The sequence below is a fragment of the Streptomyces sp. VTCC 41912 genome, from assembly GCF_045799175.1.
GTDB classification, from domain to species: Bacteria; Actinomycetota; Actinomycetes; order Streptomycetales; family Streptomycetaceae; genus Streptomyces; species Streptomyces albulus_C.
In genome coordinates this window covers 201,665-224,485 of the sequence record NZ_JBJMAB010000004.1, presented here as the reverse complement: position 1 = coordinate 224,485, position 22,821 = coordinate 201,665, and the positions used below count along the sequence as shown (strand labels likewise).

Sequence of the window (22,821 nt, the reverse complement as noted above, 5' to 3'; positions counted from 1 at the left end):
CGGGCCGAACCCGTCGTCGCCGCCCCCGGCATGGCAAGCACTCAAGTCATCAATCGTTGAACTGGTTCAGGTATGTCATGTGGCCCGAACGGAAGTCAACGATTGATGACATTGGCCGGTGACTTTGAGACAGTCGCCGCAGACTGGAACATGGGCGCATGACGCACGGGGCGCGGACGACGGAGGTGCAGTGACGTGACGGAAGTGCAGAACGGCGGAACAGCAAAGGTGGTGGCCCGTAGGCGCTCGGCCTCGGCCACCCGCACCGCGCTCAGGGCCGCCGCGTCCTTCCGCTTCGGCAAGTACGGCTACGAGGGCACCAGCGTGCGCGACATCGCGGGCGACGTGGGGGTGGACGCCGCGCTCGTCTACCGCTACTTCGGCTCGAAGGAAGCGCTGTTCAACGACGTGGCCTGCACGGGCAAGATGTTCGAGCCGCTGCTGAAGGAGCCGGTCGAAGCGATCCCCGACTGGTTCTGCGCACTGCTCATGGGCGCGCCGACGGAGGGCGACTTCCCGCACCCGGTGCTGTCCGTGTTGCGGTCCAACGGCCGCGACGAGGCGGTGGGGCGGTTGCGCGCCGACTTCACGGAGGTGTTCTCCAAGCGGCTGGCCGCGCGTCTGGGCGGCGCCGACGCGGACCTGCGCGCGGAACTCCTGGCGGCCTGGATGCTCGGCACCAGTCTGATGCGCACGGAGATCCGCTCACCCGCCCTGGCAGCGGTCTCGGACACCACCCTGGAGCGGTACCTGCGGGCCGGCATCGAGGTCCTGATGACCCCGGCCCCGGAGCACGGCGACGCCGGGTCGGCCGGCGCCGCGGACGGCGAGTGCCCCACGACGGCGCGGTTCCCCCGCTGCGCCGACCCCGCCGCCGAGGATCCCGACGGGCCCGCGGGGCGCGACGCGTACGAAGCCTGCGTCCGCGACCGCGCGGGACGCCTCAACGGCAGTTGTCCTGAGAACTGCCCGATTGGCCGGGACTGACCGGCGCCGCCCCGCACCCACCGTTCACCACCCGCGCCCCGTACGCGCCCGCGGGCCGTCAGAGGCAGTCCGGGTGGCCCCAACCACGCGGCCCCTTGGCCACCTTCGTGCCGGCCTCGTAGGCTCCGCGGCACGCACCGCAGTGGCCGGGGAACTTGGCCTTGATGGTGGCGCCCTTCCCGGTGCGCCGGGTGGTCTTGGCCGGTGCGCCGGCTCCGCCGCCGGGCCGTTGCAGCGCTTCGGTCCGAGGCTCCGGAACCGTCAGGTCCCCCCGGGAGGTGCCGGCGGCCTGCTGGGTCACGGCGGCGGTGCTGGCCGCCTGGTCGGCGATGGCGTTCAACGGGTCGCCGTCGACCTGGTGCGCCGGCACGTAGCGGAACTCCACGGCGCGGCCGTCCAGCAGGGCGTCGATCCGCACGACCAGCTCACGGTTGGCGACCGGCTTCTTGGACGCCGTCAGCCAGCCGTTCCGCTTCCAGCCGGCGATCCATTTGGTCACCGCGTTCATCGCGTACTGGGAGTCCATGCGGACCTCCAGCGGCAGTGCGGCGTCGGTGGCTTCCAACAGCTCGGCCAGGGCGGTCAGTTCGGCGACGTTGTTGGTCGCCGTGCCCAAGGGGCCGGCCTCCCAGCGCGTGGGGTTCCCCTCGGCGTCGGCGGTGACCCAGGCCCAGGCGGCTCGGCCGGGATTGCCTTTGCTGGCCCCGTCACAGGCAGCGATGATGCGATCGGACATCCCCCGATCATGCCACGTCCGACGACGGCCGAGCCACGTCGCGCCCACACCGCGTAGACACTGTCTACCCAATGCTGGTAGACAGTGTCTATGCACCGTGAGAATTCCCTTCGGGAGCGCTTGGTCGACGTCGGGGTGGAGCTCGTCCTGACGGAGGGTTCCGGGTCGCTCGGACTGCGCGAGATCGCCCGCCGGGCAGGCGTGTCGCACGGGGCACCCCGTCGGTACTTCCCGACGCACCACGCGCTGCTCTCCGCGATCGCCCACCGCGGCTTCGCGGACCTCGACGCCGAGTTCACCGCCGCGCTCGCCGCCGCGACGACGCCCCGCGCCCAGCTACAGGCCGTGGGCCGGGCCTACGTCAGGTACGCACTGGAGCGGCGCGGCATGTTCGAGTTGATGTTCCGCCACGACCTGCTCGACAGCACGCAGCACGCCTCCGCCCCGCCCCGGCTGCGGGAGTCGACCCTGCCGCTCTTCGCACGGGTCGTCGCCCTCGTCGCCCGATGCCGAGCGGAACCGGACCAGGCGGCGGACGAGGAGCCGCCCACCGTCACGGCCGCCGCCCTGTGGTCCAACCTGCACGGCGTCGCACAACTGTGGGCGTGGGGCAGCCTGCCCCTCGTGCTCGAAGCCGGACCGCCCGGCGCCGCGCAGCACGACGCCCGGCCGGAGCAGCCCGACCGGCTCGACGCACTCGACCGACTCGTCGCGCGGGTGCTCGACGCGCACCTGGGCCCGGTGAGCCCGTGACCGCTCCCCCGCGGCGGCACGTCGCGCTGCTGGTCAGCGTGGCCGGTGCGATGCTCGTCGCGCTGGACGGGACGGTGCTGCTGGTGGCGCAGCCCGGCCTGCGGCGAGATCTCGGCGCGGACGTGGCACGGGTCCAGTGGACGAGCACCGGCTATCTGCTCGCGGTCGCCTCGCTCCTCGTCCTCGCCGGACGCCTCGGGGACCGGTACGGGCACCAGCGCCTGCTCTTCACCGGGGTGCTCGGCTTCGGGGCGGCCTCGGCCGGGATCGCGCTCGCGCCGTCGATCGGCTGGGTGATCGGCCTGCGTGCCGTCCAGGGGGTGTTCGGCGCGCTGCTGCAACCGGCGACCCTCGCGTTGTTGCGGCTGACCTGCCCGCCGGACCGACTCGGTGCGCCGATCGCGCTCCGCACCAGCGCCATCGCCGTGGCCGCAGGCGCCGGTCCGGTCCTCGGCGGTGTCCTCGTCGTGCACCTGGGCTGGCGTGCCGTGTTCTGGGTCAACGTGCCCGTGGCGGCGCTGATCGCCGCACTCGCGCTGATGATCCGCGCGCCGATGCCGCGTCCGGCCCGGACTCCGCGGCTCGACCTCACGGGCGCGGCCCTCCTCGCGACCGTGCTCGTCCTCCTCGTCCACGCCCTGACCGGCGTGCCGGAGCACGGCTGGACCGCCGCGCCGACGCTGTGCGGCCTCGCGGCCGCCGGGGCCCTCGCCGTGGTGCTCGTCGGGTACGAACGCCGGAACACGGACCCGGTCGTGCCGCGTGCCGTGGCGCGGTCCGTGCCGGTGACGGCGTCGATGGCCCTCCTGCTCGTCGCCTCCGCCGGCCTGTTCGGCGCGCTGTTCACGGCCACGTTCTCCCTCCAGGACGTGCTGCGCCTCGACCCGCTCGCCAGCGGCCTGCGGGTCCTTCCGCTGACCGCGCTGATGGTCCTCGGCGCACCCCTCGCCGGCGCGGCGCTGCGTCGCCACGGCCCGCGTCGCAGCGCACTGGCCGGCACGGCCCTGCTCGCCGCAGGCATCGCCGGACTGTCCCGGCTCGACACGACCAGCACCTGGTGGGCCATGGGCGCGGCCTTCGCCGTGGTGGGTGCGGGGTTCGCCACCGTGATGGTCACCGCCACGGGCACCGTCGTCGGTGACGCACCGCCCGGCTGTGCGGGGGTGGTCGGCGGACTCAAGCAGACGGCCATGAACGTCGGACCGACCCTCGGCATCGCCGTCGCCGCCAGTGCGACCGCAACACGGGGCCACGGCACGGCCGACACCGCCGCCGCGTTCGCCGGAGCCACGAGCACCGCCTTGCTGCTCCTGGCCGGCTGCGCAGCCCTCGGACTCCTCCCGGCGGCACTGCTGCCCGGGCGCCCCGGCGGCCGGAAAAGATCCGAGGAACCGGCCCGAAGGAGCACGGCGGAAGGGGCCGCGGCGCGCACCGGAGAAGCGCCGGCTACGACCGGTTGCGCGTCAGGGGAGACACCCGACCGCAGGACGGACCGCACGGACGGCGATGCCGCGGCCCCTGCACGGCCGTAGCCCGGGTACGCGGGCGCGTACCCGGGCTACGTGGCCGGGCGTCGCGGCGCTCGATGACGGCCTCGCCCCGGGGTTGGCGGGCGTATCGGCGTGGCGGTCAGGCGCCGTTGGGCAGCGGGGCGGTGGAGCTGACGAGGCCGGCGGCGCGCAGGTCCTGCCAGAACGCGGCCGGGACGGTCTCGTTGAGGGCGGCGACGTCCTCGGCGATGCGGCTGGGCTTGGTGGCGCCCGGGACGGCCGCGGCGGCCACCGGGTGGGCGAGGGAGAACTGCAGGGCGGCGGCCTTGATGCCCACGCCATGCTGCTCGGCCAGGGCCTTCAGACGCGAGACCTTCTCGACGATGTGCGCCGGGGCCTGCTGGTACTCGAAGTGCGCGCCGCCGGCCAGGACACCGGAGCTGTAGGGGCCGCCGACGACCATGTCGACGTGCTGCTCCTGGGCCATCGGCAGCAGGCGCTGGAGGGCGTGCTCGTGGTCGAGGAGGGTGTAGCGGCCGGCGAGGAGGAAGCCGTCGGGGCGCGGTTCGTCCAGGGCCAGGGTGAGCTCGATGGGTTCGGTCTTGTTGACGCCCAGGCCCCATGCCTTGATGACGCCCTCGTCGCGCAGGCGGGACAGGACGCGGAAGGCGCCGGTGCGGGCCTCCTCGAACTTGTTCAGCCACAGGTCACCGTGGAAGTCCTGGGCGATGTCGTGGACCCAGACCACGTCCAGGCGGTCCACGTTCAGGCGCTTGAGGCTGTCCTCGATGGAGCGTTCGGTGGCCTCGGCGGTCCACACGTGGAGCATCTTGTGGGGGTTGCCGTGCTCGAACAGGCCGCCCTTCTCGCCGAGTTCGCGGTCGCCCTCCTCCTTTTCGTCCAGGATGACGCGGCCGACCTTGGTGGACAGGACGTAGGCGTCGCGCGGCTTGGTGGAGAGGACCTCGCCGAGGCGGGACTCGGACAGGCCGGCGCCGTAGAAGGGGGCGGTGTCGTAGTAGCGGACGCCCTGCTCCCAGGCGGCCTCGACGGTGGCGGCGGCCTCCTCGTCGGGGATCGCGCGGAACATGTTGCCGAGGGGTGCGGTGCCGAAGCCGAGCTTGCCGGGAAGGAGGTGCTGGAGGGACATGACGGTGCCTTGCCTTTTCGATCGGTGCCGTGACGCCGGGGCATGGGGCATCCCCGACGGGCGGGTGAGGCATGCGGGAACGGATGCCTCGGCGGGTCGGCGGCGGTGCGGGAGGAGCCGCGGCCGTGGATGCGCGGCGGCGCCCGGTCGGAGCCGGAGGTACGGCGCCCAAGTTAATGCGGAAGCGCCTTACAGGCAAAGACAATAATTGCAGACGCGGGCTAATGCAAGTGGCTGCCGCCGGGCCGGGCCCGCCCGATCCGCACGCCGGCCCCGCCGGGCGCGGCGCGTCTGCCCACGACCCACCCGGCGACGCCGCGGGGCCCCAAGCCGACGGCGGTCGCACGCGCCGACCGGCCGCCGCGTCCGACGGACACCGGGGGTGCCCCGCGGTTGTCGACCAGGCGGCCGCTGCTACGCGGCCCCGCCGTCCGTCCGCACCTCGGGACGGCCCGGCTCGGCCCAGCGTGTGTGGAAGGTGCCGGGGCGGTCGGTGCGGTGGTAGGTGTGGGCGCCGAAGAAGTCGCGCTGCCCCTGGATCAGGGCGGCGGGCAGGTGCTCGCTGCGCAGGGTGTCGTAGGAGGCGAGCGCCGCGGAGAACGCCGGCACGGGAATGCCCTGCCGGGCCGCGCTCGCCACGACCGTGCGCCAGGCCGTCTGGGCATCGGAGACCTCCGCCGCGAACTGCTCCTCGTCGAGCAGACTGACCAGGTCGGGGTTGGCGGCGCGGGCCGCGCGGATCCGGTCGAGGAAGGCGGCGCGGATGATGCAGCCGCCGCGCCAGATCTTCGCCACCGCTCCGAGGTCGATGTCCCACCCGTACTCGGCCGCGCCGTCGCGGATCATGGTCCACCCCTGGTCGTAGGCGATGACCTTCGACGCGTAGAGGGCCTGCTCGACGTCCCGGGTGAAGCGGTCCGCCTCCTGCGGGCTCATCTCGTGCGGGGTGCCGCCGGGCAGCGACCGGTACGCCTCGCGCAGTTCGGCCCGGGAGGAGGCGACCCGGGCGAAGGTGGCCTGGGCGATGGCGGTGACCGGGGAACCGAGGTCCAGGGCGGTCTGCACGGTCCAGCGCCCGGTGCCCTTCTGCTCCGCGGCGTCCCGGACGACGTCGACGAAGGGCCGGCCGGTGTCGGCGTCGGTGTGGGCGAGGACCTCGGCGGTGATCTCGATCAGGTAGGAGTCGAGGCGCCCCTGGTTCCAGCGCTTGAAGATCTCGGCGATCTCGGCGGGGGCGTACCCGCCGACCGCCCGCAGGAGGTGGTACGCCTCGGCGATGAGCTGCATGTCGGCGTACTCGATGCCGTTGTGCACCATCTTCACGAAGTGGCCGGCGCCGTCGGTCCCGATGTGGGTGCAGCAGGGGTCGCCGTCCACGTGGGCGCTGATCTTCTCCAGCATGGGGCCGAGGACCTCGTAGGACTCGGCGGAGCCGCCGGGCATGATCGAGGGGCCGTGCAGCGCGCCCTCCTCGCCTCCGGAGACGCCGCTGCCGACGAAGTGGATGCCGCGCTGGCGCAGCGACTGCTCGCGGCGGCGGGTGTCGGCGAAGTGCGCGTTGCCGCCGTCGATGATCATGTCGCCCGGCTCCAGCAGCGGGGCGAACTCCTCGATGACCGCGTCGGTGGGCTGGCCGGCCTTGACCATCATCAACAGCCGGCGTGGCCGCTCCAGAGCGGCCACGAAGTCCTGCGGCGCTTCCGCCGGGACGAACGTGCCCTCGTGACCGAACTGCTCGACCAGGTCCGTGGTGCGTTCGGGGGTGCGGTTGTGCACCGCGACGGTGTAACCGTTGCGGGCGAAGTTCCGCGCCAGGTTGCGGCCCATGACCGCCAGCCCCGTCACGCCGATCTGTGCCGATGCCGCCATGGCAGTGCTTCCTTCCTCGGGGTTCCGGAATGCTTGCGGACAGGCGGCGCGGCCGTCCGAGCCGGGCGTGCGGTCCTCGGCGCACTCCACGCACGCGAACGAGCGCCGTGGGCGCCCGGAATAAAGGATCACCAACGGACCGCCGGGCCGCGCGGTGTGTTGGCCCATTCGCATGCCCCCGGAAAGCGGCGCGGCTCATCTCCCGGCAGGAGCGCGATGGCGACGTCCGAGCCGCCGGGCGCCGTCGTCGCCGCGAGGCGGCCGTGGCTTGGAAGGACGCCATCGCGCCCGGGGCGTTCCAGGGGGAAGTCCGGTGTCACCGGACGACGCCGGGATCCCTCTCCGCCGCCCGCAGGAGCGGAGCGGATCCACCCGCGCGTTCACAGGTCTGGATGCCTCGTCGCCCTCTGGTAGTGCCCCGAGTGGAACACCAGGGGCGTACCGCCGTCGGCCTCGTACTCCTCGACCTCGCCGAGGAAGATGACGTGGTCGCCGGCGTCGAGGCGTTGGACGGTGCGGCATTGGAAGCGGGCGACCGCGCCGTCCAGGAGGGGGGTGCCGGCGATGCCGGGGGTGGTGGGGGTACCGCGGAACTTGTCGGCGGCCGGGGTGGCGAACTGGCGGGAGAGGTGGTGCTGGTCGGCGGCCAGTACGTGGACGGCGAAGTGCGAGGCGTCGGTGAAGTCCGGGAGGCTCGGGCTGTTTTTGCCGGGGCACCACAGGACGAGGGGCGGGTTCAACGAGACGGAGGTGAAGGAGTTCGCGGTCATGCCGACGTTGCGGCCGTCGGGGGCGCGGGCCGTCACCACGGTCACGCCGGTGGCGTACTGGCCCAGGGCGCGGCGCAGTGTGCGGCCGTCGAAGCGGGCGGCGTGCTGGGCCCGCTTCTCGGCGAGGAAGCGGAGCGCCTCGGCCTCCTCGAACCACCAGCGGTAGAGGGTGCGCGGGTCGTCGAACCCGGCGGCGAGGGCGCCGGCGACCGAGGGGAGGTCGGCCGCCGCGGTCAAGAGGTCGCGCTGGTGGGGACTCAGTTCGGTCAGGAGGGAGTTGGTCCAGCCGACGGCCCATTGCCCCCAGCCACGCCAGAAGTTGTCGAAGGTGCGCTGCATCCAGTGCGGGGTGAACTCGGCGGTGCCGTGGCGGAGGATGCTGTCGAGGTAGTGGGTCGCTGCCTGGGCCGCGTTGTGCGAACCCTGGCCGGTGATCGGGTCGTTGAGGACGACGGCGTCGGCCATGCCGAGGACGTGGCGGCCGGAGGCCAGGCGGGCAACGGGGTGCCGGACGGTCGGAGTGAGCCTCTCGCGCAACACACCGCCGTTGTCGGTGAGTCGGGCGTGGCGGTGGCGCTCGTACTCGTCGGGGAAGAACCGGTGGAGGATTTCCAGTGAGCGGGTGAGGTGGTCTTCGGGTGTGCGGACGTCGTCCCAGCAGTCCATCGGGCCGCCGGGGACGCCTTCGAAGACCATGACGTCGCAGGGGCCGGTGGCGGCGAGGGCCGGGAAGGAGAAGTATTCGCCGACACCGGGGACCAGGCGGTAGTGGACGGCGCCCTCCTCCGCCCGCGGTGCCGCTCCCGTGACGTACGTCAGGGCCAGCGCGCGGCGCGGCCGGTCGTACGGGGAGAGTTCGCAGTTGCGCGGGAAGAGTCGGCTCAGCTCGCCCTTGCCTGTGCAGACCACGACGAGATCGTGCGTGCGGGCGTACCATTCGAGGTCGTCGACGCCCGCCTCGTGCAGCACGATCTCGCCGAGGCCGCCGTCCGCGAACTGCTCGAGCCAGGCAGCGCACTTGACCCGCTGGTCGACACTGCGGGCGGGGCTCTCCAGCGGCGCGTGCCAGGAGGCGTTCGGAGTACCGTGCGGACCGACCAGGGAGAACGCCAGGCCGGAGATGTCCGGGGCCTGGCCCTCCCAGTGGTGCAGGCCGAGTTCGCGCTCGCTCTGCAGCGCGGACGCGGTGTCGAACGTGCACTGACCGGAGATGACCGGGCCGCGACGTATCTCGTCGGGGTCGCGGTCGGTGACCAAGGTGACGTCATAGCCGTGCGCCTGGAGTCCCAGGGCGAGTTGGGCACCCGCCGGCCCGGCTCCGACCACCGCGATCCTTCTCATGTCCCGCTGTCCTGCTCTCGTAACGCACCTATTGCTGACGTAGCGTCAGCTCGGCTCCACCCTCCCGATGCCCCCTCAGGCACTGGCCTCCATCAGGTAGTTCTTCGCCGCGACCGGGTCCATGAACCAGTGGTGCAGGTCGCGCGGGTCGTCGAAGCCGTTGACGAAGCGGGCGGCTATACGGGAGTTGGCGCTCGCCGCGCCGAAGATCTCCAGAACGTGCTGCGGCGGGGCACCGAGCATCGCGTTGGTCCAGGCCGTGGCGGACTGCGCGTTGTCCCAGAAGCGGCCGAAGGCCGACTCCATGAACGCCGCGTCGTAGGGGCGCTCGCCGTGGTCCAGGATGGCGGCGAGGTAGGAGGCCGCGCACTTCGAGGCGTTGTTGGAACCCTGGCCGGTGATCGGATCGTTGAGGACGACGACGTCTGCGAGGCCGAGCACCTGCGCGCCGGAGGGCAGCGTGGCGACGGGCTTGCGGACGGTCGGCGCGAAGCGACCAGCGAGGGTGCCGTTCCAGTCGGTGAGCTTGACTTCGGTGCAGCGCTCGGCCTCCCACGGAACGTACGTCCGCAGCAGCTCCTGGAACTTCGCCAGTTGCTGGTCGGGGGCGAGCCCGTCGAAGCAGTCGAGCGGGCCGCCCGGGATGCCCTCGAAGAACATGATGTCGCAGGGGCCACTGGTGGTGAGGCTGGGCATGGTGAAGTACTCACCCACACCGGGGATGACGTTGAAGCTGACGCCGGGGCGGTGGGGCAGCGCCGCCATGCCGGTGACGTACGCCAGGGCCAGCGCGCGCTGCGGAGCGCCGTACGGGGAACGCCGGGCGTCCCGCTCGAACAACCCGGCGATCTCGCCCTTGCCGGCCGCGACGATCACCAGGTCGGACTCGGCGGCGTACCGCTCCAGGTCCTCGACACCGGCCTCGCAGAGGTCCAGCCGGCCGCCGCGGCGCGCGAACTCGCCCATCCAGAGTGGCATTTTGACGCGTTGGTCGATGGAGCGAGCGGTGGCCTCCAGGCGGGCGTCGAAGGAGAGCGCCCGGCCGCCCTGACCGTCGGCGATGCTCACGCCGAGCCCCTCGATCGACGGGCAGGCGTCGCCCCAGAAGTCGAGCCCGAGGTTGCGCTCGTGGGCCAGCGCGGTGCCGAACATGGCCTGGCTGGACATGACCCGGCCCGCGCGGATCTGGTCTCCGGTGCGGTTCGACACGATGGTGACGTCATAACCGTGGTCGGCCAGGCCGACGCCGAGCTGGAGACCGGCCTGGCCGGCTCCGACGATGGCGATCTTGCGCATGAGGAGGATCTCCGGGGTTGGGGTGTGCGGTTTTCCGAACGGTGCCGCGCGGTACTGGGCGGTGCCCGTGCGCCGCGCAGCGTTTCGGCGCGTGGCGGCGCCCACGAGAGGGGCGCCGGTGTGGAATGCGGCTGCCCGCCCGAGGGGGGGTGGCGGGCAGCCGCAGGAGGCCGGGTCACCCGTAGGACCCGGGGGGGGTGGGTCCGGGGTGACCCGGCCGGCTAACGGGGCCCGGCCGAGAAGGCGAGCAGGGGCGGCAGGGGCAAGGGGGCGGCAACATGTGGGGTTGCAGCCTCCGCGGCTCTCGCCGTGCCGGTCGCGCGTGCGGCGCGCAGCGCGCGTGCGACGGGCCGTCCGCTGGGCGTGACCTCGTCCCTGACGAGCGCGGTCCGGCCCGGCACTCCCTGCATTGTCGTATCCCTGGATTCTCTCGGGTCCTCGGCGGTCAGGGAGCAATGCTGGTATGGGAAGATCATCTCCGCTATCCGGATCACGCGGGTCGCTGTCCCGATCGCGCATCTCGGCGGTGGAGGTTCACATGCCCGCTGAAGAGTCCCCCCTCGCAAACCACCAGAGGTTCCACACAGCGGACATCTGGGAGGCACGGGCCGAGGTCGCCCGCGCCTTCTGCCCGCACGAACTGCGCATCACGCGGCGCTCGGCGACGCTGGACGCCCGGCTGCACGGCGCACCCTTCGATCGGACCGGTCTGTACTACCTCGATTACGGAACGGAAGTCCGGATCACACCGGGCGATCTGGAGAGCTTCTTCCTCGTCCAGATCCCGCTCGCCGGCTACGCCGAAATCACCTGCGGCCGCGAGGAGATCATCTCCTCCCCCGAACTCGCTTCCGTCCCCTCCCCGACCGGAAAGTTGGACATGCGCTGGGGCGACGGCAATCCACAGCTGATCGTGTGGTTCGACCGATCGTCACTGGAATCGCACCTGGGCAGCCTGCTCGGCCGCACCGTGCGCCGCCCGATCTTCTTCTCCCTCGGCATGAACCTCACCACGCCGGGCTCCCGATCCTGGCTCAACATCGTCGACCTCATGCGCCGGGAGGCGGAGGGGGCCGGCGGCATGACCAGCCAGCCCCTGGTGACGAAACAGCTTGAATCACTCCTCATGACCCAGCTTTTGCTGGCCCAGCCCCACAACTACACGACGGCACTGCTCGGCGAGCAACCGCGCGTCGCTCCGCCCGCCGTCCGCCGTGCCATGGAGGTCATCGAGGGACACGCCGCCGAGCCGCTCACGGTCGCGGAGATCGCGGAATGCGTCGGCGTCGGCGTACGGGCCCTTCAGGAAGGCTTCCGCCGACACCTCGACACGACGCCGCTCGCGTACCTGCGCGAGGTCCGACTGGACCGCGTGCGCAAGGAACTCCTGGCCTCCGACCCGGGTGCCGTGACCGTCACCACCGTCGCCTCCCGCTGGGGCTTCCTGCACCCGGGCCGTTTCTCACTCGCGTACCGCCGGCAGTTCGGCGAGTCACCCTCGGAGACGTTGCGGTCGTAGGAGAACTTCGGCCTTTCGACCGCCCTGTGCTCCCTGGTGGAACGGAATCGGTCGCGTTAGTCGGACGGTGCGACACCCAGACGGCGGTGGATCGCGCGGCGCAGCGTCTCCGCGGTGCCGAAGCCGTACCGCCGTGCGACGGTCTCGACGGGGTGGCCGGTCTCGACGAGGGCCCTGGAACCCCTCGAAGATCACAAAGACGATGCGGTGCCGCTCCACCCCTCCACCCTGCGATCCGGCTCCGTCCGACGTCAACGACAGACACCCCACGCTTCGCGCCACGCCAACGGTGTGGCAGCCGTGGGACGACGGAGACCCGATGACCGGGAACGCCTGCGACCGAGACCGGACCAGGACGGGAAGCACCGTCGTCCGCGTCAAGGCGCAGGCGATATCGGCGAATTCGGCACTCTTTGCGTCATCCCACCCGCCTCACGTGCGACTTGGTGAACAGTGGACGCTCCAGGGTTAACCGCATAGTTCGCTCCCCCTTGCGGAATATTGCGGGTGCGGTCCATCCGTCACGAAGCAGAGCGGCGAAAAGCCGCAGATGGCGAATATGTCCCGGCCCTTGCGTTACGTATTGGCCAGGGCTTTCGACGTTGCCGGAAGGCGCCGGTTGGCCTGATATCGAGACGTTGACAACCAGCCATATCGGGCCCCTCGATACGCCCGTTTGTTTCACGCCCAGAAGGGGCCAGGGACGGTGATCTGTATACGTGGATTTGGTTTCCACTAGAACCGCACCAGGGCGTTACGTGAAAGTCACGCGGTAGAGTGGCGGTTATTACTGGAGGCGGACTCGGGGGTTCCGCCTTCTGGTGGCGCGTGGGTTTCCGCTCGCCCAAGGGGTTTTGGGCTCTCAAGGATTCTCGATGACGAAGCGAAGTCGCCCGTCCAGGGCGTGGGGCTGGGATGAAAATCGGGCTGACGTGACGGTGCGCCGACGGGGAACGAGCGGATCGGCAGAGTCCGGCGTCGGCGACCGGGAGACGCCGCGACGCTTTGCCGCGCTTCTCGGCGGAGCGGGCTCGGCCCCGGCTTCCCCGCACCGTTCCGGTCTGCGTGAATCCGCAGGGCATGTGGTGCCGGCTTCGGTCTCGTCGCTTGAACACCGTGGGAGTTGCCATGGCGACACCAGGGGTTGCGATGCGCCGTCGCGGGCTTCGCCCCGCGCTTAGCGAACAGCCCAGCCCCAGGTGGCGAGGTGGCCTACGCCCGTGATGGCAGGCCAGGGCCATGTCCGGAGCGCTCGCGGCGTCCGTTCAGGGCGGGGGCTTCGCCTGGGCTCGTCGATCTCCCCGGCTGCGACGGATCGCGGCCCGAAAAGGATGTCTGCCTCGGCCGAGGCAAAGGCGGTCCTTGGATTCCCTCCCCCGCCCAACGCGCCTCACCTGCCGAGTTCACGTTTCCCCCTGGTCACCGGTCCATGGAACTGATACCGCGTGACAGCTCTTCTCGAACGTAGGGTCGGGAATACAGGATGCGCCACGCCATCCACGCCGCTCGCTCTCCCCTCTCCGACCGTTGGATATTCGCAGACCTGTTCCTGGCACAACATGCCCTCCGCCGTGGCGAGACACCCGGATCTCGGCATCCCGTTCACCGAACAAATCCCGCAACGTACACCTGTATCAATAGCCATGCCGCAAAAGGCCGGGCGGGCATACCTCGGAAGTCGGCACGCCACACAACTGCACCGGGGATCTCCCTGATGCGCGCAACCTACGGAGTGCACAAGTTGACCGAATCCACCGACATTTCGACCGACGAGCCGACCGATATCTTGCCCGCCCCCCGTGAAGAGGAGAATGCGCCACACAGCACGGAGGGGATCTTCGCCGAGTTGTTAGGCGCACTGGTGGGCGCCGAGCAAGTGCCGGTCGACAGCCACTTCTTCAACGACCTCGGCGCCGACTCCATGGTGATGGCGCACTTTTGTGCCCGGGTCAGAAAACGACCGGAGCTGCCGTCGGTATCGATGAAGGACATCTACCAGCACCCCACCGTCCGCGGCCTCGCGGCGGCGCTGGAGCAGTCCGCGCCCGAGCCTGCCGCCCCGACTGCCCCGGCACCGGTCGAACCGCCACCGCAGGGCAGCAGCATCCGCTACGTCCTCTGCGGCGCCGCACAGTTGCTGTTCTTCCTCGGTTACTCCTACCTCACCGCCCTGTGCACCACGAGGGGCTACGACTGGGTGTCCGACGGCTCCGGGGTGATCGACATCTACCGCCGGGCGGTGCTCTTCGGCAGCGCCGAGTGCATCGGCCTGAGCCTCTTCCCGATCGTGGCCAAGTGGCTGCTCATCGGCCGCTGGACGCCGCGTGAGTTCCCGGTCTGGGGCCTGGCCTACCTGCGCTTCTGGATCGTCAAGGTGCTGGTGCAGGCCAACCCCATGGTGCTGTTCGTCGGCAGCCCCGTGTACGTGCTCTACCTGCGGGCCCTGGGCGCCAAGATCGGCAAGCACGTCACGGTCCTGTCCCGTCACGTCCCCGTCTGCACCGACCTGCTCACCGTCGGCGCCGGGACGGTGATCCGCAAGGACTCGTTCTTCCTCTGCTACCGGGCCCAGGCCGGGCGGATCCAGACCGGCCCGGTCATCCTCGGCCGGGACGTGTTCATCGGCGAGCGGACCGTCCTGGACATCGACACCGCCATGGGGGACGGGGCGCAGCTCGGCCACACCTCCACCCTGCAACGCGGCGAGGCCGTACCGAGCGGTCAGCGGTGGCACGGATCCCCGGTCCAGCGCACCGAGTTGAACTACGTACGGGTCGCACCGGCGCGGTGCGGCACGTTCCGGCGGGCCGCTTTCGGGTGGGTCGGCTTGCTGAGGACGTTCCTCGTCGGGCTGCCCTTGGTCATCGGTGGTGCCTGTGTGCTGTTGACCAAGGTGTCCATGCCGGTGGGCGGGAAGGCCCTGAGCGAGGAGTCCGTCACCTCGGCGGCGTTCTACCTCGACACCCTGGTCTTCTCCCTCGCGTTGTTCTTCGGGGTCATCGTCGTGGGCCTGACCGTGCTGTGCACCGTCCCGCGTCTGCTGCACCGGGTGATCGAGCCGGGGCAGGTCTATCCGCTGTACGGCTTCCGGTACGGCGTGCACCGCGCGGTCGCGCGCATGACGAACCTCAAGTTCTTCATCTGGCTGTTCGGTGACAGCTCCTACATCGTCCACTACCTGCGAGGTCTGGGGTACGACCTCTCCCGAGTCGAGCAGACCGGCTCGAACTTCGGCAGCGGTCTCCAGCACGAATCTCCGTTCCTGAGCTTCGTGGGCAGCGGAACGATGGTCGCCGACGGGCTGTCGATCATCAACGCCGAGATCTCCAGCACCTCCTTCAGCGTGGCGCGCACCGCGATCGGCAAGCAGAACTTCCTCGGCAACTTCATCGCCTACCCGGCCGGGGGGCGGACCGGCGACAACTGCCTCCTGGCGACCAAGGTGATGGTCCCGCTCGAAGGGGAGATCCGCACGGGCGTGGGCCTGCTCGGCTCGCCCTGCTTCGAGATTCCACGGACGGTGGAGCGCGACGCCCGCTTCGACCACCTGCGCGGCGGCGACGAACTGCGCCGCCGGCTCACGGCCAAGAACCGCTACAACCTGCGCTCCATCGGCCTGTTGCTCCTCCTGCGGTGGTTCCACTTCTTCGCGCTGGCCCTGCTGAGCGTGGCCACGTTCTACCGCGACGACGCGTGGGGACAACTCCTGGACGCCGTGCTGCTGGTGCTCTCCCTGGGGTTCACCGTCGTCTACTACGCGTCGGTGGAGCGGTGCATCACGCGATTCCGGGCACTGCGGCCGCAGGTGTGCTCCATCTACGACCCGTACTTCTGGCACCACGAACGACTGTGGAAGGTCCCCGACACCCACTTCAACGCCTTCAACGGGACCCCGTTCAAGAACGTCATGTGGCGGCTGATGGGCGTCCGGCTCGGCCGCCGGGTCTTCGACGACGGCTGCTTCATCACCGAACGCACGCTCACCACCATCGGCGACGACTGCGTCCTGAACGCCGGCAGCAAGATCCAGTGCCATTCGCAGGAGGACGGCACCTTCAAGTCCGACCGGAGCACGCTCGGCGCCGGGTGCACCCTGGGCGTCGGTGCGCTCGTCCACTACGGCGTGACGCTGGGGGGCGGCGCGGTGCTCGCCGCCGACTCCTTCCTGATGAAGGGGGAAGAGGTGCCCCGCAACGCACGGTGGGCGGGCAACCCGGCCGCCGACACCTCCCGGCACGGGCAACGGACGCCCAGGCCGGACACCGCAGCGGCCCCCGTGCCGTAGGCCGACCGCAAGGCCCGTCACAGCGCCCCCGCACACCACGGCACGACCGATTCCCGGCACGCACCGGGCGGACGAGGTACCCCCTGCGACCGACCGGACCGCCCGCCGCACCCACCACCGCCGGCCGCCACGGCCAACGCCCATCAGCGCCGTCATCCCGGCGAGCAGAGAAATCCGAGGGAAGATCAATGGGAAATCCGAAGGATGCCGGCCGCGAGCACTGGCTGAGAGTGCTCACCGCCGGCGGGTACACCGCGATCCCGCGGTGGACACCCGATCCGGCCGCCGGCGAGGCCGCGTACGAACTGCCCCTCCCCGACGGCCTGGTGGCGCGGCTGCGGCAGCAGGCCGTCGGCCTGGACGTACGCCTGGATGCGGCACTGCTGGCCGCCCACGTCAAAGTCCTCGCCGCGCTCTCCGGCGAGCAGGCGGTGATCACCGGCTACCTCCCCGCCGACGGCGGGCCGGCACTCCCCTGCCGGGTCTCCACCGCCCGCAGCACCTGGCACGAGCTGATGCAGGACTCCGCCTGGGCAGCCGCCGAGCTCCTGTCCCACCGAAGCTTTCCGGTGGACGCCCTCCGAGACGAACTCGGCCTGGAACAACCGGCGTTCGAGACCGAGTTGGACCTTTCCGGGACCGCCGGAGAACTGGCCGGGAGCACCGTGCTCAGGGTGGCCGTACTGCGGCACGACGGACGGATCACGCTGCGTCTGCGCTACCGGACCGAGGCGCTCGACGCGAAGTGCGCCGCCCGCATCGCCGGCTACCACCTCACCGCGCTCGCACGCTTCGCGGCGGATCCCGGCGCGGAGCACGCGGCGCAGAGCCTGCTGTCCACGGCCGAACGTGACTTCCAGCTCGAAGCGCTCGCCGGGCCCCAGTTGGACCTGCCGGACCGCCGGTTCCACGAGTTGTTCGAGGAGCGGGTGCGCCGCCATCCGGATGCCGTGGCCGCCGTGCACGACGGCCGGCAGTGGACCTACCAGGAGCTCAACGCCCGCGCCAATCGCCTCGGGCGGGCCCTGCTGGCCGAGGGGCTGACCCGCGAGGGCGTGGTGGCCGTCGTCACCGAACGCAACCTGGACTGGATGTCCGCCGTGCTGGCCGTCCTCAAGGCCGGCGGCGTCTACCTCCCCATCGAGCCGCACTTCCCGCCCGAGCGCATCACCGCCATGCTGACCCGAGCCGCATGCGGCCTCGTCCTGACCGAACCGGGGAGCACCGCCACCCTCGACCAGGCACTGTCCGACCTGCCCGCCACCCGCACCCTCGGCATCGACGCCGTCCTGGGCGCTGACGACGTCGGCATCGACGACGTCGACGACCTGGGCGTCGAGGTCGCCGCGGACCAGCTCGCCTACATCTACTTCACCAGCGGCTCCACCGGCGAGCCCAAGGGCGCGATGTGCGAGCACGCGGGCTTCCTCAACCACCTCTACGCCAAGATCGGTGACGTGGGGATCGCCGAAGGCGGCGTCGTCGCCCAAACCGCACCCCAGTGCTTCGACATCTCCCTGTGGCAACTGGTCTGCGCACTCCTGGTCGGCGGACGAACCCACCTGGTCGAGCAGCAGGTGATCCTCGACGTCCCCCGCTTCGTCGACACCCTCGCCGCGGGACGCATCACCGTCCTCCAAGTCGTCCCCTCCTACCTCGAAGCCCTCCTGACCCACCTCGAACTCCACCCCCGCCGCCTTCCGGACCTGCGGTGCGTCTCGGTCACCGGCGAGGAACTCAAGACGGAGCTCGCCCAGCGCTGGTTCACCGCGCTGCCGGACATCAGGCTCGTCAACGCCTACGGGCTGACGGAGACCTCCGACGACACCAACCACGAGGTCATGGACCGGGCACCGGACGGCGGTCGGGTCCCGCTCGGGCCGTGCGTGAACAACGTGCGCGTCTACGTCGTCGACGACGCCCTGGAACCGGTACCCCTGGGCGCCCCGGGCCAGATCGTCTTCTCCGGTGTCTGCGTCGGCCGCGGCTACGTCAACGACCCCGAACGCACCCGAGCGGCCTTCCTGGACGATCCGCACTACCCGGGCCAACGGCTCTACAAGGGTGGCGACTACGGCCGTTGGCTGCCTGGTGCGCGGCTGGAGTTCCTCGGACGCCGCGACGCCCAGGTCAAGATCCGGGGCTTCCGGATCGAGATCGGCGACATCGAGAACGCCCTGCTGCGGGCGCCCGGCATCCGTGACGGTACCGTCACGGTCGCCGGCGACGAGCAACGCAAGCGCCTGGTGGCCTTCTACAGCGGCCCACGCCCCCTGGAGACCGCGGCCCTGCGACAGCAGCTGGCGCAGTCACTGCCCCCGTACATGGTGCCCGACGCCTTCCACTGGCGTGAGCACCTGCCGCTGACCGCCAACGGCAAGATCGACAAGAAGGCGCTCACCGCGCTCGCCGCCCACCCCGAGACCTCCGACGACTACCGCCCACCGCGCACCTCCACGGAACGGCGACTGGCCCAGGCATGGGCGAGGGTCCTCGGCGTGCCAGCGGGCCGCGTCGGGCGGCGCGACCACTTCTTCGAACTCGGCGGAACCTCCCTGTCGGCCGTCAAACTGGCGATCGCCCTCGACCGTGCGGTCTCCCTCAAAGACCTCACCCACCATCCGGTCCTCGCCGACCTGGCCGAACTGCTCGACGGCCACCGCGAGCCCCACCGCGGCCTGCTCCACACCCTCGCCGAACCGGCCGGCGACCCCACCGGGCACCTGGTGTGCTTCCCCTACGCCGGCGGCAACGCGGTCAACTTCCAACCCGTGGCCAGGGCGCTCCGGACCGGCGGACTGGTGGTCCACGCCGTCGAACTGCCCGGCCACGACCTGACCACCGACCCCGAACCCTTCGCAGCACGGGAAGACGTGGTCGAGCGGGTCGTCACGGAGATCACCCGGCGCGGGCTGACCAAGATCCTGCTGTGGGGCCACTCCTCAGGCACCGCGTACGCGCTGGCGGCCGCGCAACTGCTCCAGGCGCGCCGGGTACCCATCCAACAGGTCTACCTCAGCGCCCAGTTGCCCGGTGACGCCGCCGGCCGACGCGCCGCCGCCGAAGTGCTCGCCGCCCGAACCGACGCGGAGATCGCCAAGGAGCTGAGCACGGACGGCGGCTACGGCGCACCGGGCGACTTGGACCAGCAGCGCGCCGCCCGCGCCGCTGCCGCCTACCGGCACGACGCGCTCTGCGCCCACCACTACTTCGCCGACCTCCTCGACCACCCCCCGAGGCAGCGGCTGACCGCCCCCCTCACCGTGATCGTCGCCGACGACGACCCGACCACCGCGGACGCCGCGCACCGCCACGACGCGTGGCGGCTCCTTGCCGACCACGTCGAGCTGCACCAACTCCCCGACGGGGGCCACTACTTCCCCCGCACCCGCCCCGCCGAGACGGCACAGGCCGTACTGCGTACGGTCCGCCCAGCCATGCCCGCGTGAAGGCACGTACCGAGCCGGAAGCAACAACGGCAGAGAAGAGGAACCACTGATGTCGTCGTCACCACCGCAAGCCGCCGCGTACGAGGTGCCCGCCCGGCCCGGCAGGCCGCCGATGCTGCTGGCGGAGTCCGCCACCGACCCGGTGGTCTGGGTGGTCCAGCACCGTGCGGCGCTGCGTGCCACCGTCACCGAGCACGGCTCCGTCCTGGTGCGGGGCCTGGGCCTGCGCGACGCGGCAGGGGCCGCCGCGGCCTTCCGGGTGCTGTCCCCGCACCTGATGGCCGACAGGGAGAGTTTCGCTCCGCGCCAGACGTACGCGGTGGGGGTCCACTCCTCGTCGAAGTGGCCGCAGAACCAACCGATGTGCATGCACCACGAACTCAGCTATGCCCTGGAACTGCCGGGCCTGATGCTCTTCGCCTGCCTGAGCGCACCGGACCGCGGCGGGGTGACCGGGTTGGCGGACGCCGCGGCCGTCTTGGACGCGCTGCCGCGCAGGTTGGTCAAGCGGTTCGAGCGGCACGGATGGCTGCTGACCCGCACCTACAACGACGAGATCGGTGCTTCCGTCGCCGAGGCGTTCGGCACCGACGACCGTGCCACCGTCGAACGGTACTGCCGGGCCAACGCCATCGCGTTCGAGTGGCAGCCCGACGGCGGACTGCGGACGCGCCAGCGGCGCAGTGCCGTCGTACGTCACCCCGTCACCGGTCGGCGCTGCTGGTTCAACCAGATCGCCTTCCTCAACGAGTGGACGATCGCGCCGGAGATCCACGAATACCTGGTGGACGTCTACGGCCGCGAGGGTCTGCCGTTCAACACCTTCTTCGGCAACGGCGACCCGATCGACGCCGACGTCGTCCAACTCCTCAACACCGTCTACGAGAACCACACCGTGCGCGAGCCGTGGCAGGCCGGCGATCTGATGCTCGTGGACAACATCCGCACCGCGCACAGCAGGGAGCCCTTCGAGGGCTCACGCGAGATCGTCGTCGCGATGACCGACCCGGTGCACCTGTCCGACTGCTCGCCCACCATCGAGGTGACCGTCAAGTGACCACCACGCGTCCCGCCGCACCCCAGCAGCAGGCATCCACCGACAGGCCGGCGCCGCCTACCGTCCCCCCGTTCGCGGTGATCTCCGGAGCCCAGGTCCAGCGCGCCCTGGAAGGGCGTCAGCGCGCGATCGTCGACCTGGTCGAGGCCACCTACCGGCTGCACGGCGCCGGCCAGTCGGTCAACCCGCCCTCGTACTTCCTGCGCTTCCCCGACCGGCCCACCTCCCGCATCATCGCGCTGCCCGCCTCCCTCGGCGGCCAGTCACCGGTCGACGGCCTGAAATGGATCTCCAGCTTCCCCACCAACGTGGCAGCCGGCATCCCCCGCGCTTCGGCGGTCCTCATCCTCAACGACCACGAGACCGGCTACCCCTTCGCCTGCCTGGAAAGCTCCATCATCAGCGCCACCAGGACCGCGGCGTCCGCGGCGCTCGCCGCCGACCGGCTCAGCCGCGGCCGACCGCGTCCCCGCAGCATCGGCTTCTTCGGCACCGGCCTGATCGCCCGCTACATCCACACCTTCCTGACCGGCACCGGCTGGGAGTTCGACCAGATCGCCCTGCACGACCTGTCCCCCGACAGCACCGCCGGATTCCGCACCTACCTCGGCCAGGCGGCCGACAACACGCCGTCGGTCACCGTGCTCGACAGCGCCGAGGAACTCATCCGCCGCAGCGAGTTGGTGGTCTTCGCCACCATCGCCGGACGCCCCCACGTCAGTGACGCCTCCTGGTTCGACCACCACCCGCTGGTCCTGCACGTCTCACTCCGCGACCTCGACCCCGAGATCATCTTCACCTCGACCAACATCGTCGACGACGTCGAACACTGCCTGAAGGCCGACACCTCACCCCACCTGGCCGAACAGCAGTCCGGCGGAAGGGACTTCCTCACCGGCACACTCGACGACGTACTGACCGGACGGGTGACAGTTCCGGCCGACCGGACCGTGGTGTTCTCGCCGTTCGGACTCGGGGTGCTGGACCTCGCGGTGGGCAAGCACGTCTACGACGAGGCGGCCCGCTCGGGCCAGTTGCATGTCGTCGAGGACTTCTTCCACGAGCTACGCCGCTACGGCTGAACGGACAGCAGCACTGCCACCGATCAGAGGGGCATCATGACCATCATCTCCGTTCCCACGGACTTCAACGAAGAGGACCTGTACGTCGATCTGCGACCGATCGTCCAGCACTCCCTCTTCCTGAAGTGCGAGGGATTCAACTTCGCCGGGTCGATCAAGCTCAAGGCGGCCACCGAAATGGTGGAGGCCGCGGAATGGATCGGAGTCCTCAAACCCGGATCCATCCTGGTCGAGTCCTCCTCCGGAAACCTCGGCGCGGCCCTGAGCCTCATAGCCGCCAGCAAGGGCTACGGCTTCCTGTGCGTGACCGACTCCCGATGCAACCTGTCCGCCCGACGGTTCATGGAGGCCATGGGCAGCCGCGTGCACATCATCTCCGAACCGGCGGCCGACGGCGGCCTGCTCGGCGCCCGCATCGCCCACGTCCAGGCACTCTGCGCATCCGACGACCGATACGTGTGGCTCAACCAGTACACCAACACCGACAACTGGAAGGCCCACTACCGCACCACCGCACCGGCCATCGCCCACCGCTTCCCCCAACTGGACGTCCTGTTCATCGGAGCCGGCACCACCGGAACCCTCATGGGCTGCGCCCGCTACTTCCGCACACTGCAGCGACAGGTGCGGATCGTCGCGGTCGACAGCGCCGGCTCCGTGACCTTCGGCGGCAGACCGGGCCGACGCATGATCCCCGGCCTGGGCACCAGCGTCCGCCCCGCGCTCTTGGACGAGTCCTACGTGCACGAGGTGGTCCAGGTCGAAGAACCGGACACCATCAGAGCCTGCCACCGCCTGGCCAGACGCGGATTCCTCTTCGGCGGCTCCACCGGCACGGTGGTCAGCGGAGCCACCCAGTGGCTGAGCCGGCACGAAGACCAGGACCTCACCGCCGTCGCCATCGCACCGGACCTCGGCGAGCGCTACCTCGACACCATCTACCAAACCAACTGGCTGCACGACCTGTACGGCGAGGACGTGCTCAACCCCGACGAACTCGCCACGGACCTGACGGCCTGACCCCACCTCTTCGCGCA

The 22,821-nt window shown here is 70.7% G+C and carries 14 protein-coding genes and 1 pseudogene; 9 read left to right on the top strand and 6 right to left on the bottom strand.

Going from position 1 to position 22,821, the window contains the following annotated elements; all coding sequences use genetic code 11:
• Nucleotides 1-195: 195 nt before the first annotated feature.
• The gene (locus ACJ6WD_RS08315; protein ID WP_407615405.1) at nucleotides 196-987 is read left to right on the top strand and encodes a TetR family transcriptional regulator; all 792 of its coding nucleotides are present in this window, start codon (nucleotides 196-198) and stop codon (nucleotides 985-987) included.
• A 58-nt stretch (nucleotides 988-1,045) separates the two neighbouring features.
• On the opposite strand, the gene ACJ6WD_RS08310 is transcribed toward ACJ6WD_RS08315, so the two are convergent.
• Nucleotides 1,046-1,723 (bottom strand): ribonuclease H, encoded by a 678-nt coding sequence (locus ACJ6WD_RS08310; RefSeq protein WP_233655634.1) that lies wholly within the window; start codon nucleotides 1,721-1,723, stop codon nucleotides 1,046-1,048.
• Between the two features lie 90 nt (nucleotides 1,724-1,813).
• On the opposite strand from ACJ6WD_RS08310, the gene ACJ6WD_RS08305 reads away from it, so the two are divergent.
• Together ACJ6WD_RS08305 and ACJ6WD_RS08300 are read left to right on the top strand one after the other, a co-directional pair.
• Nucleotides 1,814-2,476: a TetR/AcrR family transcriptional regulator gene (locus ACJ6WD_RS08305; protein ID WP_233655635.1), complete on the top strand. Its 663-nt coding sequence runs from the start codon at nucleotides 1,814-1,816 to the stop codon at nucleotides 2,474-2,476.
• Nucleotides 2,477-2,526: 50 nt separating this feature from the next.
• Complete coding sequence (locus ACJ6WD_RS08300; protein ID WP_407615478.1) at nucleotides 2,527-4,008, top strand: MFS transporter; 1,482 nt, start codon at nucleotides 2,527-2,529, stop codon at nucleotides 4,006-4,008.
• A gap of 97 nt (nucleotides 4,009-4,105) precedes the next feature.
• Here ACJ6WD_RS08300 and ACJ6WD_RS08295 read toward each other — a convergent pair whose 3' ends face one another.
• The 4 genes from ACJ6WD_RS08295 to ACJ6WD_RS08280 all read right to left on the bottom strand — a co-directional run bounded on the left by ACJ6WD_RS08295 (nucleotide 4,106) and on the right by ACJ6WD_RS08280 (nucleotide 10,392).
• Entirely contained in the window at nucleotides 4,106-5,116 is a 1,011-nt protein-coding gene (locus tag ACJ6WD_RS08295) for an aldo/keto reductase (protein ID WP_233655636.1), read from the bottom strand.
• Nucleotides 5,117-5,530: 414 nt separating this feature from the next.
• Complete coding sequence (gene gndA / locus ACJ6WD_RS08290) at nucleotides 5,531-6,985, bottom strand: NADP-dependent phosphogluconate dehydrogenase (RefSeq protein ID WP_233655637.1); 1,455 nt, start codon at nucleotides 6,983-6,985, stop codon at nucleotides 5,531-5,533.
• A gap of 380 nt (nucleotides 6,986-7,365) precedes the next feature.
• A complete protein-coding gene (locus tag ACJ6WD_RS08285; RefSeq protein WP_407615404.1) occupies nucleotides 7,366-9,096 on the bottom strand; it encodes a flavin reductase in 1,731 nt (576 codons plus the stop codon).
• Between the two features lie 75 nt (nucleotides 9,097-9,171).
• Nucleotides 9,172-10,392 carry a styrene monooxygenase/indole monooxygenase family protein gene (locus ACJ6WD_RS08280; protein WP_376447270.1) on the bottom strand — a complete coding sequence of 407 codons (1,221 nt, stop codon included), beginning with the start codon at nucleotides 10,390-10,392 and terminating at the stop codon, nucleotides 9,172-9,174.
• Nucleotides 10,393-10,930: 538 nt separating this feature from the next.
• Here ACJ6WD_RS08280 and ACJ6WD_RS08275 point away from each other — a divergent pair.
• The gene (locus ACJ6WD_RS08275) at nucleotides 10,931-11,911 is read left to right on the top strand and encodes an AraC family transcriptional regulator (RefSeq protein WP_331246950.1); all 981 of its coding nucleotides are present in this window, start codon (nucleotides 10,931-10,933) and stop codon (nucleotides 11,909-11,911) included.
• A 56-nt stretch (nucleotides 11,912-11,967) separates the two neighbouring features.
• Here the strand turns inward: ACJ6WD_RS08275 and ACJ6WD_RS08270 are convergent.
• Nucleotides 11,968-12,087, bottom strand: a pseudogene (locus ACJ6WD_RS08270) (GlxA family transcriptional regulator); the annotation flags it as partial.
• Between the two features lie 1,538 nt (nucleotides 12,088-13,625).
• Between ACJ6WD_RS08270 and ACJ6WD_RS08265 the strand changes: the two are divergent.
• The 5 genes from ACJ6WD_RS08265 to sbnA all read left to right on the top strand — a co-directional run bounded on the left by ACJ6WD_RS08265 (nucleotide 13,626) and on the right by sbnA (nucleotide 22,804).
• A complete protein-coding gene (locus tag ACJ6WD_RS08265; protein ID WP_407615403.1) occupies nucleotides 13,626-16,196 on the top strand; it encodes a Pls/PosA family non-ribosomal peptide synthetase in 2,571 nt (856 codons plus the stop codon).
• A gap of 188 nt (nucleotides 16,197-16,384) precedes the next feature.
• Nucleotides 16,385-19,645: a non-ribosomal peptide synthetase gene (locus ACJ6WD_RS08260; protein ID WP_407615402.1), complete on the top strand. Its 3,261-nt coding sequence runs from the start codon at nucleotides 16,385-16,387 to the stop codon at nucleotides 19,643-19,645.
• Nucleotides 19,646-19,694: 49 nt separating this feature from the next.
• Nucleotides 19,695-20,702, top strand: a complete 1,008-nt coding sequence (locus ACJ6WD_RS08255) for a TauD/TfdA family dioxygenase (protein WP_376437179.1) — start codon at nucleotides 19,695-19,697, stop codon at nucleotides 20,700-20,702.
• A complete protein-coding gene (gene sbnB / locus ACJ6WD_RS08250) occupies nucleotides 20,699-21,784 on the top strand; it encodes a 2,3-diaminopropionate biosynthesis protein SbnB (RefSeq protein WP_407615401.1) in 1,086 nt (361 codons plus the stop codon). The genes ACJ6WD_RS08255 and sbnB overlap by 4 nt, the downstream gene beginning before the upstream one ends.
• A gap of 36 nt (nucleotides 21,785-21,820) precedes the next feature.
• Nucleotides 21,821-22,804, top strand: coding sequence for a 2,3-diaminopropionate biosynthesis protein SbnA (sbnA, locus tag ACJ6WD_RS08245; protein ID WP_233655644.1), 984 nt, complete (start codon nucleotides 21,821-21,823; stop codon nucleotides 22,802-22,804).
• The last annotated feature ends 17 nt before the right edge of the window (nucleotides 22,805-22,821 follow it).